The organism is Sphingobium sp. SG1 (assembly GCF_057063145.1).
In genome coordinates, this window is sequence record NZ_JBVVOJ010000007.1 from 185046 (window position 1) to 197909 (window position 12864).

The 12864-nt window shown below is 66.2% G+C and carries 12 protein-coding genes; 3 read left to right on the forward strand and 9 right to left on the reverse strand.

The genetic code is table 11. The annotated features are described in order from the left end of the window. The first annotated feature begins 512 nt into the window (after positions 1-512). Together AC0KVN_RS16780 and dmeF are read left to right on the forward strand one after the other, a co-directional pair. The gene (locus AC0KVN_RS16780; protein ID WP_004209772.1) at positions 513-785 is read left to right on the forward strand and encodes a metal/formaldehyde-sensitive transcriptional repressor; all 273 of its coding nucleotides are present in this window, start codon (positions 513-515) and stop codon (positions 783-785) included. Continuing rightward, positions 782-1810, forward strand: coding sequence for a CDF family Co(II)/Ni(II) efflux transporter DmeF (gene dmeF / locus AC0KVN_RS16785; RefSeq protein ID WP_435567639.1), 1029 nt, complete (start codon positions 782-784; stop codon positions 1808-1810). The genes AC0KVN_RS16780 and dmeF overlap by 4 nt, the downstream gene beginning before the upstream one ends. A 194-nt stretch (positions 1811-2004) precedes the next feature. Here dmeF and AC0KVN_RS16790 read toward each other — a convergent pair whose 3' ends face one another. The 3 genes from AC0KVN_RS16790 to AC0KVN_RS16800 all read right to left on the reverse strand — a co-directional run bounded on the left by AC0KVN_RS16790 (position 2005) and on the right by AC0KVN_RS16800 (position 4858). Beyond that, positions 2005-2433, reverse strand: a complete 429-nt coding sequence (locus AC0KVN_RS16790; protein WP_010335591.1) for a protein tyrosine phosphatase family protein — start codon at positions 2431-2433, stop codon at positions 2005-2007. A 133-nt stretch (positions 2434-2566) separates the two neighbouring features. Then, positions 2567-4339, reverse strand: a complete 1773-nt coding sequence (gene recQ, locus AC0KVN_RS16795; protein ID WP_037521909.1) for a DNA helicase RecQ — start codon at positions 4337-4339, stop codon at positions 2567-2569. Between the two features lie 198 nt (positions 4340-4537). Continuing rightward, on the reverse strand, positions 4538-4858 hold the full coding sequence (locus tag AC0KVN_RS16800; protein ID WP_017502516.1) for a hypothetical protein: 321 nt from the start codon (positions 4856-4858) through the stop codon (positions 4538-4540). A 38-nt stretch (positions 4859-4896) separates the two neighbouring features. Between AC0KVN_RS16800 and AC0KVN_RS16805 the strand changes: the two genes are divergently transcribed. Continuing rightward, on the forward strand, positions 4897-6021 hold the full coding sequence (locus AC0KVN_RS16805) for a serine hydrolase domain-containing protein (RefSeq protein WP_435567638.1): 1125 nt from the start codon (positions 4897-4899) through the stop codon (positions 6019-6021). Here AC0KVN_RS16805 and AC0KVN_RS16810 read toward each other — a convergent pair. The 6 genes from AC0KVN_RS16810 to AC0KVN_RS16835 all read right to left on the reverse strand — a co-directional run bounded on the left by AC0KVN_RS16810 (position 6018) and on the right by AC0KVN_RS16835 (position 12734). Continuing rightward, a complete protein-coding gene (locus AC0KVN_RS16810; protein ID WP_435567637.1) occupies positions 6018-6803 on the reverse strand; it encodes a PhzF family phenazine biosynthesis protein in 786 nt (261 codons plus the stop codon). The genes AC0KVN_RS16805 and AC0KVN_RS16810 overlap by 4 nt on opposite strands. Positions 6804-6882: 79 nt before the next feature. Then, complete coding sequence (locus AC0KVN_RS16815) at positions 6883-8664, reverse strand: sodium:proton antiporter (RefSeq protein WP_435567636.1); 1782 nt, start codon at positions 8662-8664, stop codon at positions 6883-6885. A 262-nt stretch (positions 8665-8926) separates the two neighbouring features. Then, on the reverse strand, positions 8927-10000 hold the full coding sequence (gene aroC, locus AC0KVN_RS16820; RefSeq protein WP_435567635.1) for a chorismate synthase: 1074 nt from the start codon (positions 9998-10000) through the stop codon (positions 8927-8929). Between the two features lie 27 nt (positions 10001-10027). Next, entirely contained in the window at positions 10028-10834 is an 807-nt protein-coding gene (fabI, locus tag AC0KVN_RS16825; protein WP_435567634.1) for an enoyl-ACP reductase FabI, read from the reverse strand. Beyond that, a complete protein-coding gene (locus tag AC0KVN_RS16830) occupies positions 10831-11754 on the reverse strand; it encodes a YihY/virulence factor BrkB family protein (RefSeq protein WP_004209756.1) in 924 nt (307 codons plus the stop codon). The genes fabI and AC0KVN_RS16830 overlap by 4 nt, the downstream gene beginning before the upstream one ends. 56 nt (positions 11755-11810) lie before the next feature. Then, entirely contained in the window at positions 11811-12734 is a 924-nt protein-coding gene (locus AC0KVN_RS16835; RefSeq protein WP_435567633.1) for a DnaJ C-terminal domain-containing protein, read from the reverse strand. Positions 12735-12864: the final 130 nt, after the last annotated feature.

Sequence of the window (12864 nt, forward strand, 5' to 3'; positions counted from 1 at the left end):
GGGTTGCGAGCGTAGCGAGCTTCTGCCCTATCGACCGTAGACCGCCGCTACGCGGCGCCCCCACCCCCTTAACCCTCTCCCGTTTACGGGAGGGGGAACATGACAGCTTCTGGTCGTCAGTTGCCATCCCCGCGTCCGTCATGCCGGGCTGGACCCGGCATCCCGCTTTCTTACTCGGCCTTTCCCTGATCTACCCTGGGCGATGGACACCCGCTCCACTTTCCAGCCCTCGCCGCCAAGCCGCTGTCGCCCGACCGGCGCGGAAGTGTCGCTTTCCTGTCGCCTCGTTGTCCTCTCCCTGTCGCGTCGAAGGCGCGTCATCCTGCCCCGGTTGTCGCGCGCCTGTCGCTTCATTGGCGCGTGGCAGGCGCTTGGCCGGCGCATTGGCCCGAATTTACCCGCACGACACTGTGAACTTCGACTGTCGCGTCGATTCTCGGCTCCAACTGGCGCCCCCGCTCCATCCCCCCACGCCTTGCTCAACTTATCCACATAGTATAGGGGGGTATCCTATGCACATCATCGCGGATCGGGACAAATTACTGGCGCGGGTGCGCCGCATTGCGGGGCAGGTCAGCGCCGTCGAGCGCCAGCTGGCGGGCGATGCCGGCTGCTCGGAAACATTGCAGCTGGTCGCCTCGGTGCGCGGCGCGGTCGGCAGCCTGATGGAGGAGCTCATCGAGCAGCATATGCGCGAACATGTCGCCCGCCCCGGCCTGACCGACGAAGCGCGCACGGCCGCCACCGAAGAAATGCTGGCGCTGATCCGCCGCTACGGGAAATGACGATGCACGACGATCACGCCCATGGGCACCATCATCATGGCGCCGGCTGCAACCATGACCATGCGCATCATCCCGCCCCGACCGCCCCGCCGCCGACCGACAAGGATGGCGAGGAACGCCATTATTTCGACCATATCTATCTGAGCGCCGGGCATGACAAGAATGCCAGGCGCACCCTGTGGGTCGTCTGGCTGACCGCCGCGACCATGGTGGTGGAAATCGCCTTTGGCTGGATAACCGGGTCGATGGCACTGCTGGCCGACGGTTTCCACATGGCGACTCATGCCGGCGCGCTGGCCGTGGCCGCCGCCGCCTACAGCTATGCCAAACGCCATGCCCGCAACCCGCGCTACACCTTCGGCACCGGCAAGGTCGGCGACCTGTCCGGCTTCGCCTCCGCGCTGCTGCTGCTGCTCACCGCGCTGTTCATCGCGATCGAATCCGGCATGCGCCTGTTCGAGCCGGTAAAGGTCGCCTTTGGCGAGGCGACCCTGGTCGCGATCATCGGCCTGGTCATCAATCTGGTCAGCGCCCTGCTGCTCGGCCACGACCATAGCCATGATCATGGGCATAGCCACGCGCATGACGATCATGACCATGATCACGGCCACAAGAGCGGCCATGCCGACAACAACCTGCGCGCCGCCTATGTCCATGTGCTGACCGATGCGCTGACGTCGGTGCTGGCGATCGCCGCGCTACTGGCCGGCCGCTATCTCGGCTGGTGGTGGCTCGATCCGGCGGTCGGCCTGCTGGGTGCCGTGGTCATCGCCCGCTGGGCCTGGGGCCTGATGAAGGACACCGCCGCCATCTTGCTCGACACCGCCGAACCCGCGCTGATGGCCAGGGTGCGCGGTCTGGTCGAAGCGGAAGGCGCCACCATCCGCGACCTCCATGTCTGGCGCATCGGCCCGCACGCCCATGCCGCGATCATCAGCCTCGCCCCCGGCGCCGACGGCGCCCGTGTCCGCGAACGGGTGCGCAGCCTGCCGCGCATGGAACATGTCACCGTGGAGTGCGGCTGAGCGTCCGCTTGAGAAAGCCGGTTCCGGCCCGCTTCCCCGCCCTGTCCTACAGAGCCGCGCCCATGTTAGGCTGCGCCCGGCTCTTTCCCATCGTCCGGCGTCCCCATCCCCCTCGCAACATGATTTCCTACTTGCGTAAGGAAATGTCGAAATGTGCGGGAAACATGGGAAGTTAAGCGGACGAAATCCTATTTTCAGGCGGGCTTCAGCGCATCCATGATCTGGCGCACCGGGCCAAGATCATAGCCCGCAGCCGTCGCCTGCGCCGACAGCGCGTCGGCATCGTCGCCGGCCCGCGCGCGGGTCAGCGCCCACAACAGGGTGCTGCGCGTGCCAGACCGGCAATAGGCCAGTATCTTGCCCTCGCCCGCCTGCTCCATCGCGGCGGCCATGCCGTCGAGCTGCCAGGGGGCAAAGCCGCCATGGGCCACCGGCACGGCGGCATAGGCGACACCGGCGTCGATCGCCGCTGCCTCGACCGCGGCACCGTTGGTCTGGCCCGGCTCCTCGTCATCGGGGCGGTTGTTGATGATCATGGTCACGCCCAGCGCCTTGGCGGTCTCCACCTGATCGACGCTGATCTGGGGCGAGACATAAAGACGGTCGGTCAGCTGGCGGAACATGGGCAAATCTCCTTCGCCCCCGCCATGCGCCCGCCCGCCACAGGATTCAAGCGTCTGCACGCCCAACCGGCATCGATGCCCCTTCATCCGTTCGTTTCGAGCCTGTCGAGAAACGGGGCCACACGCTCATCCGCTACAGATAGGGCCGGATCGCCGCCAGGAAGGCATCGCCATAGGCATCCAGCTTCTTCTGCCCGACGCCGCTCACCATGCCCAGCTCATGGATGGTCGCCGGCCGTTGCTCGGCCATCTCGCGCAGCGTCGAATCATGGAAGATGACATAGGGCGGGACCCCGGCATCCTGCGCCAGTTCGCGGCGACAGGTGCGCAGCGCGTCGAACAGCGGATCGCCAACCGGATTGGCGTCGCTGCCATTGCGGGCGTTGCGCTTCTTCCGCTCGCGCCGCGGCGGCACCAGAATGCGCACTTCCTCCTCGCCGCGCAGGATCGGCCGGGCATTGGGGCCGAGCATCAGCCCGCCATGCTCGGTCGTCTCCAGCGCGTCCCGCACCAGCAGCGCGCGCGACACCGGCCGCAGCAGGGCCGTCTCGTCGCCATCGACGATCGCATAGACGGAGATCTTGTCATGCCCGCGCTCGCGAATCTTGTCGGTCACGGCGCCGCTCAGCACCGCCTCGATATGACCCGCGCCAAAGCTCTGGCCGGTACGATAGACGGCGGAGAGATATTTGCGCGCCGTCTCGGTCGCGTCGACACTGGCCGGCGGAGTCAGGCAATTGTCGCAATTGCCGCAGGTCGCCGGCGGATTCTCGCCAAAGTGCCGCAGCAGGATCGCCCGGCGGCAGGTCGCCGTCTCGACCAGCGCCCCCAGCGCCGCGATCCGCGCCCGCTCGCCCTGCTGGCGCGCCGGTTCCAGCTCCATGATGCGCTGGCGGGCACGGGCGAAATCCTCCGCCCCCCAGAAGAGATGGGCGACCGCCGGTTCGCCATCGCGGCCGGCGCGGCCCGATTCCTGATAATAGCCCTCGATCGACTTGGGCAGGCCGGCATGGGCGACGAAGCGCACGTCGGGCTTGTCGATCCCCATGCCGAAGGCGACGGTGGCGACCATCACCATATCCTCGCTGGCGATGAAGGCCGCCTGGTTGGCGGCGCGCTGGGCCGGGTCCATGCCGGCATGATAGGCGCGCACCGCCCGGCCACCGCGCCCCAGCGTCTCGGCCAGCTTCTCGGTCGCGGCGCGGGTCGGCGCATAGACCACGCCCGGCCCCGGATTGGCGGCGAGCAGGTCGGCCAACTGCCGGGTCAGCCCATCGCGCGGATGGACGGCATAGCGGATATTGGGCCGATCGAAGCCCGAGATGATCAGCCCATCCTCGGGAATGCCGAGCTGGACGAGGATATCCTTGCGGGTATGCGCGTCCGCCGTCGCCGTCAGCGCGAGGCGCGGAACATCGGGAAACTCATCCAGCAGCGGCCGCAGCAACCGATAGTCGGGGCGGAAATCATGCCCCCATTCGGACACGCAATGCGCTTCGTCGATCGCGAACAGGGCGACCTTCGCCGAGCGCAGCAGATTGCGGAACCCCTCGCCGCTCGCTCGTTCCGGCGCGACATAGAGCAGGTCCAGTTCGCCATTGCGCAGCCGGTCCTGCGTCTCGCGCCAGTCGGCATCGACGCTGGTCAGACTGGCGGCGCGGATGCCCACCGCGGTCGCGGCGCGCAGCTGGTCATGCATCAGCGCGATCAGTGGCGATACCACCACGCAGCAGCCATCGAGCGCCACGGCCGGCAACTGGTAGCAGAGCGACTTGCCCGCGCCGGTCGGCATGATCGCCAGGGTCGGCTGCCCCGCCATGACCCGGCCGACCACCTGTTCCTGCACCCCGCGGAACGTCGTGAAGCCGAAAATATCGTGGAGCAGCGTGGGAATGTCGCGAGGCATGGACCGGCCTTAGCGAGTCAGGGCCACAGGTGCCAGTAGCGCGGAGTGTCTGTTTGAGATGCGCCAGATGGCGCATTCCGGCACCAGCCCGCTCCCCCCACCCGGCCACCCATAGAATACTGCCGTTGGGTGGCCGGGTGGGGGAGCGGGCTGGTGCCGTATCAGAAATCGCTCTTTCGCGATTTCTCAAACACGCGCTTATCCTGCCGGATCGAGCAGACAGCCCCAGCCCGGCTTGAAGCGTGCGGTGCGCGACGCCAGCAGCGGGACATGCGCCTCGACCGCCCGCTCCTCCGGCTTGTCGGTCAGCCGGACCATCGCCATGCCCGGCTCCTTGTCGCCCTGGCAGCTGCCCATGGCGCGGCCCTCGACATAGCGGCAGGAACAGGTCAGCCGCGCGCCATAGGCCGATCCGAGCTGCGCGCGGGCGCGCAGGGTCGACCAGTTCCACGCCAGCGCGGCCAGCAGCGCGACGACGATCACCGCCGCGACGATCCACCATTTACCACGAACCGCCATGGTCCTTCTTCCCGCCTCCATGCTAAGGGCGCCGGCTTATGCAGATCGAGAAGCGAATCGTAAAGCGCCTTGCCATGGGTGCCGGACTGGTGACGCTCGTCCTGGCCGGCACGCTGGCGGGGCGCGCGGCCCATGCACCCGAGCCCGTCTATAGCGTCGATACCGAAGCGGTGGTCAGCGCCAGCGCGCTGCGCGGCGCGATCGATCCGCTGTTCGACGACAAGGCCATGGGCGAGACGCGCGCCCTGCTGGTCATGCGCGACGGCAAGGTGATTGCCGAACGCTATGCCCCCGGCATCACCCCCGACACGAAGTTGCTGTCCTGGTCGATGGCCAAGAGCGTGACCGCAGTGCTGGTCGGCCTGATGGTGTCGGACGGACGGCTTGCGCTCGATTCGCCGGTGCCGGTCGCGGCCTGGAGCCAACCGGGCGATCCGCGCGGCCGCATCACCCTGCGCCAGCTGCTGTCGATGACCTCGGGCCTCGACCATGCCGAGGATGGCGAGCCGATCACCGACGGCGACACCGTGCGCATGCTGTTCATGGACGGCGCGCAGGACATGGCGGCCTATGCCGAATCCAAGCCGCTGGCGCATGTTCCCGGCGAGACATTTTCCTACTCCACCGGCAGCACGATGATCCTGTCGGACCTGATGACCCGGATGCTGACCAACAGCCCCCATCCCGACGTCCGCCGCCGGGCGATGCAGATGTTCATCGACGGCCGGCTGAAGGCACCGGGCAAGCTGTCCAGCCTGACCCCGGAATATGACGCCAACGGCACGCTGATCGGCGGATCGATCATGCACATGACCGCGCGCGACTATGGCCGCTTCGGCGAATTGCTGCGCAACCATGGCCGCTCCCCCAACGGCCATCAGATCGTGCCGGAAAAATGGGTCGACTATATGCGCGCGCCCTCGCCCCGGAACGCGGCCTATGGCGCCCATCTCTGGCTCAACCGCGACAGCAGCGAGAGTGCGCTGATGCCCGGCCTCGCCTCGGCCAGCCTGTTCGGCTGCGTCGGCCATAATGGCCAATATATATTGGTCGCACCCGGCCAGCGGCTGACGATCGTGCGGATCGGCATGTCGCCCAAGAAGGAACAGCGCACCGCCGTGAAGGCGCAACTGGCCCGGCTGATCGGCCTCTTCCCCGGTTAAAGGGTGAATATGCCCTCGATCACCGTGCGACAGGCGCCGGTCATCACCACCCGGTCGCCCTCCAGCCGGCAGCCCAGCCGCCCGCCTCGCGCCGAAGCCTGATAGGCGCTGATCGCATCCTTGCCGAGCCGCTCTGCCCAATAGGGCGTCAGCAGGCCATGGGCCGATCCGGTCACCGGATCCTCGTCGATCCCGCCGCCCGGCACGAAGACGCGGCTGATGATGTCGCTGTCGTCGCCCGGCGCGGTCGCCATCAGCAGATTGTCGCCCAGCTTGCGCAGGATCGCGAAATCGGGCTCCAGCGCGCGGATCGCCGCAGCATCGCGATAGACGAAGATCGCATAGCCACCCTCGCGCCAGCGCGTTTCGACGATGTCGCCGCCCATCCCCGCCGCCAGCTCCGGCAGCGGCCTGGGCGCGCTGGTCCAGGCCGGCAGCGACAGTTCATAGCCCTCGCCCGCACGGGTCACGGTCAGCACCCCGGCATGGTGGGTGCGAAAACGGATGGCATCGCCCTCAATCAGCACATGCCCGCTCGCCAGCGTGGCATGGCCGCACAGCTTCACCTCGACCGCCGGGGTGAACCAGCGCAGCGCATAATCGGCCTCCGCATCGTCCGGCGTCGGCACGGTGAAGGCGGTTTCGGACAGGTTGTTTTCCGCCGCGATCGCCTGCAGCACCGCATCATCGAGCCAGGCATCGAGCGGCATCACCGCCGCCGGATTGCCGGTGAAGGGCGCGTCGGCAAAGGCATCGACCTGGGTGAAGCGAAGGCGGGTCATGGCGATACTCCTGATGGATCGCCGCCTTCATGCCGGGCCCGCATCCGTGCCGACAGGGCCGGATGCGGGCAATTGGTCCCTAGCCCAGAATCACCAGCGCCGCGCACACCGCGGTGCCGACGATCAGGTTGAGCGGCACGCCGATGCGCACGAAATCGGCGAAACGATAATCGCCGGCGGCATAGACAAGCGCATTGGTCTGATAACCGATCGGCGTCGCGAAACAGGCGGACGCCCCGATCATCAGCGCAATCACCAGCAGGCGCGGATCGGTGCCCAGTTGATGCGCCAGCGCGATGGTCAGCGGGGTCAGCAGCGCCGCGACCGCATTGTTGCTGAGAAGCTCGGACAGGATCAACGCCGCGAAATAGACGATGAAGACCAGGCTCCATTGCGGCGCGACCTGCATCAGCGGCGTGATCCAGCCCACCATCAGCGCGACGCTGCCCGCCTGTTCCAGCGCCAGGCCGACTGCCAGCATGGCAAAGATCAGGATCAGCACATCGCCGTCGATCGCCGCCCAGGCCTCCTCCGCATCGATGCAGCGGGTGACCAGGATCACGCCCACCGCGATGAAGGCGGCCAGGCCAATGCCGATCACGTCCAGCGCCGACAGGATCACCACCGCGGCCATCGCCAGGATCGCGATCCATGCTTTGCGCGGGCGGAAGGCGCGGGTGCGGCTGATGTCGACGCCGATCAGGTTGGGATTGTCTTTCAGCGAACGCATCGCGTCATCGCTGCCCGCCACCAGCAGCCGGTCGGCGCCGCGCACCCGCGTATCGGCCAGGTCCGGACCGGGCAGATGGCGGGCGCGATGGATGCCGATCAGACGGACGCGCAGGGCATGAAGGAAGGGAATGTCGATCAGCCGCTCCCCGATCGAGGGATGGCTGGGCGCGACCATCGCCTCGATCACCGTACCCTCTCGCGCCGAAGTCTCGGAATCGGCGGCAATGCCCAGTTCGAAATCGCCCGATTCGCGCAGCGTCATGATCGCCGTGCCATCGGCCCGGACGATCAGCCGGTCGCCGACATGCAGTTCCTCCTGCTCCAGGTCGTGGCGCCGTATCTCGCCGGCCCGCTTGAGCCCGATCAGGGTGACCGAGCGGCCAAGGACGGACAATTCGCCAATCTCCCGCCCGACCACCTCGCTGTCCGGCGTCACGACCAGTTCGGTCAGATATTCCTGCACATTGCCGCCATTCTCGCCCGCGATCGAGGGCGGGTCGCTGGGCAGCAGGAAACTGAGGCAGGCCAGGCCGATGACGCCGGCAATGGTGCCGGCGAGGCCATAGGGGGTGATATCGAAAATGCCGAAGGGCTGCATGCCCTGTTCGGCCGCGATGCCCGCGACGATCAGGTTGGTCGATGTGCCGATCAGGGTAACGCAGCCGCCCATCACCGCCACCGCATTCATCGGGATCAGCAGCTTCTTGACCGGATAGGCGGTCGCCTGCGCCAGCCGGAACATGATCGGGATCAGCAGCACGACGACCGGCGTGTTGTTGAGGAAGGCCGACAGCAGCACCGTGCCCACCGCAACCTCCACCAGCGCCAGCCGCGGATGCTTCTGCGCCCGGACCATGACCAGATCGGCGATGCGGTTGATCGTGCCGGTGCGAATGAGCGCCCCCGACAGCACGAACATCGCGCCCACGGTCAGCGGCGCGCTGTTCGAAAAGACGGAGAAGAGCGATTTCTCGTCGAGCAGGCCGAGCAGCGCGAAGGCACAGGCACCCAGCACGGAAACGACGGTCGGGGAATAGCGTTCGCGCACGAAGGCGACGAACATGCAGGCGAGAATGACCAGGCCGATTTCCGCGCGGTAGATGCCCAATAGCGCGGTGATGAAATGCATCTCGTCTTGCCCCCGTTTGATCGCGTGATCGCGTCTCTAACGGAGGTGAAACGAAATGGGCCAGCCATGGTTGCATGGCTGGCCCGTGTCGCGGCGTCAGGGGACGTTTTGACCGTCAATCCACGCATAGCGTGCTGACGCTCCCCAGGCTTACGCTCTGCCGCTCACCCTCCCGCGGGTGACCATGTCATCCTAGCGTAACATGGGTGAGTCGTCTCGCATCTTTTGCACATTCGGCGCGCGATTGGCGCGGTTCGGCGCGTCAGTCGGCCCCGCACTGGGCGCGGTGCAGCAGCTTCTGGTCGGCCAGCACCAGCGCCATCATCGCTTCGACCACCGGCACGCCGCGAATGCCGACGCACGGGTCATGACGCCCCTTGGTGATGATGTCCGACGCATCGCCTTCGCGGGTCACCGTCTCGACCGGAATCAGGATCGAACTGGTCGGCTTGAAGGCGATACGGACCTTGACCGGCTGGCCGGTCGAAATGCCCCCAGCGATGCCGCCGGCATGATTGGCCAGGAAGACCGGACCGTCGGCGCCGGGCCGCATCGGATCGGCATTCTGCTCACCGCGCAGCCGGGCGGCTGCGAAGCCGTCGCCGATTTCCACGCCCTTGACCGCGTTTATGCTCATCATCGCACTCGCCAGTTCGCTGTCGAGCTTGGCATAGAGCGGCGCGCCCCAGCCGGCGGGCACGCCACTGGCCATGCATTCGACCACTGCGCCGAGCGACGAGCCATCCTTGCGCGCGCCATCGACCAGCGCTTCCCAGCGCACCGCGGCTTCGGCGTCAGGGCAGAAGAAGGGATTCTGGCCGATCTGCGCCGCGTCGAAATTGCCATAGTCGATCGCGTCGCCGCCGATCTCGCTTACATAAGCGAAGATATCGACTTCCGGGATGACCAGCCGCGCCACCGCACCGGCCGCAACCCGGCTGGCGGTTTCGCGCGCCGAGGAGCGCCCACCGCCACGATAGTCGCGAAAGCCATATTTGGCGTCATAGGCATAGTCGGCATGGCCGGGGCGATAGGCCTTGGCGACTTCCGAATAATCCTTCGATCGCTGGTCGGTATTCTCGATCATCAGGCTGATCGGCGTGCCAGTGGTCCTGCCCTCGAACACGCCCGACAGGATACGCACCTCATCGGGCTCGCGCCGCTGGGTCGTGAACTTGGACGTGCCCGGCTTGCGCAGATCGAGCCAGGGCTGGATGTCCGCCTCGCTCAATGCCAGGCCCGGAGGGCAGCCATCGACCACCGCGCCGATCGCCGGACCATGGCTCTCGCCCCAGGTCGAGAAGCGGAAGACGCGACCGAATGTGTTGAAGCTCATATCCGTTCCAATCCGGTCGCGTCGTTCTTACTTGTCCAGCGCGATGTCGGGCGCGTCTTCGGCCTTCATGCCGATGACATTATAGCCCGCGTCGACATGGTGGATCTCACCCGTCACGCCCGAAGCGAGGTCCGACAGCAGGTAAAGGCCCGCACCGCCGACATCGTCGATCGTCACGTTGCGACGCAGCGGCGAGTTCAGCTCGTTCCACTTCATGATGTAGCGGAAATCGCCGATGCCGCTGGCCGCCAGCGTCTTGATCGGTCCGGCCGAGATCGCGTTGACGCGGATATTTTCCGGGCCCAGGTCCATCGCCAGATATTTGACGCTGGTTTCCAGCGCCGCCTTGGCCACGCCCATGACGTTGTAATGGGGGATGACCTTTTCCGCGCCATAATAGCTCAGCGTCAGCAGGCTGCCGCCTTCCTTCATCAGCGCGCGCGCGCGGGCCGCGACGGCGACGAAGCTGTAGACGGAGATGTTCATGGTCATCAGGAAATTATCGAGGCTGGTGTCGGCATAGAGGCCGCGCAGCTCATTCTTGTCGGAAAAGCCGATCGCATGGACCACGAAGTCCAGCTTGCCCCAGCGCGCCTCGATCTCGGCAAAGGCCTCGTCCAGCTTCGCCATGTCGGACACGTCGCAGTCGATCAGGAAGTCCGAGCCCAACTGTTCGGCCAGCGGCTTGACGCGCTTGGCCAGCGCCTCGCCCTGGTAGGAGAAGGCCAGTTCCGCGCCCTGCGCATGCAGTTGCTGCGAAATACCCCAAGCCAGCGACTTGTCGTTCGCCAGCCCCATGATGAGCCCGCGCTTTCCCGCCATCAAGCCTGTCATATCGTCGTTCCGTTCCCTTTGTCCTGCACGGTGCCGGCTGCTTCGTCTTCCGGAAATTCCGCCAGTGCCGCATTCAATTCGGCGCCAATTACCACGCCGAGCCCCACGAGAAAGAAAAAAATGAGGGTGATCATGACACCGGCCAGACTGCCATAGGTCCGGTCATAGCCGCCCAGCATCGACAATGTGACCGGCAATAGCAGGGTGACGGCATACCACCAGAGCGCGGTGGCGACGGCGCCGGGCCATTTGGGAAAGCGCTTGTCGCGGTAGAGCGACGGGGTCAGCGAGACATAGAGCGAGTGGAGCGCCACGCATAATATCGCCATCGGCACCAGCTTGGCCGAGGAAACCCAAGCGATCGCCTCGTCCGCAAAGGGCAGCAGCCGGTGGAGCAGCTGGTCCACCGCGGTAATCATCACCTGCATCGAAAAGGCGAACATCACCGCCAGCACGCTGACCAGCGTGATCCCGACCGACGCCAGCCGGTAACGCCAGAAGGGCTTGGTGCTCTTCGTCCCATAGGCGCGGCGCAATATGTCGCGGATCGTCTCGATCAGGCTGCCCACGGTCCAAAGCCCCACCAGACCGCCGAACCAGAGCAGATTGCCGGAACGCGCCTGCAACACATCGCTGATCGGCTGGCGCACGACATCGGCGACGCCGCGCGGCACGGTATAGAGAAAGGCATTCACCGCGGAGAGCCCGTCCGACGTGCGGCCGAAGACGCTGGCGACGGCGGCCGCGACGATGAAGAAGGGAAACAGCGTCATCAGCGAGAGATAGGCCAGGTTCCCCGCATGGATGAACCCGTCGCTATAGACGCCCACCATTACCCGCTTGGCGATCTCGAAGCTGCGCGATCCCGGCCGGACCCGATCGATCTGGCGATGGAATTTCTCCTGCGCCTGCGCCGCCATGTGGCGGCGCGACTCCGGACTATAGGGGGAAGGCAGCGGCACCCTTGCCGAACGTCCTAGACGCCCAGATGGGTCCGCACCGCGCGACCATCCTGCCAATCCTCAACCAGCTGGAGGATCACCGGATCATCGGCAGGCACGTCGATCAGCAAGGTCACAAGCTGGTCGCCGCGCTGGCCATCCTTGCCGGTAAAGCCCTTGCCGCGCAGGCGCAGCGTCTTGCCCGATGTGGTGCCGGCCGGCACGCCCAGCATCACCGGGCCATCGACGGTCGGCACCTTCACCTTGCCGCCCTTCACCGCCTCGTTGATGGTGATCGGCAAATCGAGCAGCACATTGTCGCCATCGCGCTTGAAGAAGGGATGCGACTTCACCTCGATGGTGACGATCGCGTCGCCCGCACCGCCCGCGCCCGCCTGCCCCTTGCCGGTCAGGCGCATCTGCGTGCCGGTTTCGACCCCGGCGGGCAGCTTCAGGTCGATCGTCTTGCCATCCTGCAGGGTGATGCGCTGCGGCGCCAGCGTCGCGGCGTCGACGAACTGCACCGCCAGCCGATAGGCGACATTGGCCCCCTTGGCCGGCGGCGCGCCGCGACCAAAGCCGCCAAAGCCGCCGCCTCCCCCGGCGCGACGACCCGCGCCGCCGAACAGGCCTTCGAAAATATCGCCGAAATCGGCGCCGCCCTCGTTGAACTCGAACCCGCCGGGACGGCCACGCCCGCCGCCACCGCCACCACCGAAGCCGAACGGCGCGGTCGGATTGCCGTCAGCATCGATCTCACCCCGGTCGAAGCGCGCGCGCTTGTCTTTGTCCGACAGCAGATCATAGGCGTTGGTCACGGCCGAGAATTTCTCCGCCGCCTTGGGATTGTCCTGATTCTTGTCGGGGTGATATTGCTTGGCCAGCTTGCGATAGGCGGACTTGATCTCCGCTTCACTCGCGCTGCGCGCCACACCCAGAGTGGAATAGGGATCCGCCATCTATCATCCTGTTATGCTGAAACCGGTATCTGCCGCATCACGGCCATATCGCCCCTATGTGGCCGAAGGCCGGGCATCGTTCAAGCTGCGGCGCATCCGTATCGACAGTGCGGTGCCGGGAATCTAAGGC

Bases quoted from the DNA above. Each gene is read 5' to 3' on its own strand.
- AC0KVN_RS16780 (WP_004209772.1), top strand. From the start codon at position 513: ATGCACATCATCGCGGATCGGGACAAATTACTGGCGCGGGTGCGCCGC.
- dmeF (WP_435567639.1), top strand. From the start codon at position 782: ATGACGATGCACGACGATCACGCCCATGGGCACCATCATCATGGCGCC.
- AC0KVN_RS16790 (WP_010335591.1), bottom strand. From the start codon at position 2,433: ATGTTCCGCCAGCTGACCGACCGTCTTTATGTCTCGCCCCAGATCAGC.
- recQ (WP_037521909.1), bottom strand. From the start codon at position 4,339: ATGCCTCGCGACATTCCCACGCTGCTCCACGATATTTTCGGCTTCACG.
- AC0KVN_RS16800 (WP_017502516.1), bottom strand. From the start codon at position 4,858: ATGGCGGTTCGTGGTAAATGGTGGATCGTCGCGGCGGTGATCGTCGTC.
- AC0KVN_RS16805 (WP_435567638.1), top strand. From the start codon at position 4,897: ATGCAGATCGAGAAGCGAATCGTAAAGCGCCTTGCCATGGGTGCCGGA.
- AC0KVN_RS16810 (WP_435567637.1), bottom strand. From the start codon at position 6,803: ATGACCCGCCTTCGCTTCACCCAGGTCGATGCCTTTGCCGACGCGCCC.
- AC0KVN_RS16815 (WP_435567636.1), bottom strand. From the start codon at position 8,664: ATGCATTTCATCACCGCGCTATTGGGCATCTACCGCGCGGAAATCGGC.
- aroC (WP_435567635.1), bottom strand. From the start codon at position 10,000: ATGAGCTTCAACACATTCGGTCGCGTCTTCCGCTTCTCGACCTGGGGC.
- fabI (WP_435567634.1), bottom strand. From the start codon at position 10,834: ATGACAGGCTTGATGGCGGGAAAGCGCGGGCTCATCATGGGGCTGGCG.
- AC0KVN_RS16830 (WP_004209756.1), bottom strand. From the start codon at position 11,754: ATGGCGGCGCAGGCGCAGGAGAAATTCCATCGCCAGATCGATCGGGTC.
- AC0KVN_RS16835 (WP_435567633.1), bottom strand. From the start codon at position 12,734: ATGGCGGATCCCTATTCCACTCTGGGTGTGGCGCGCAGCGCGAGTGAA.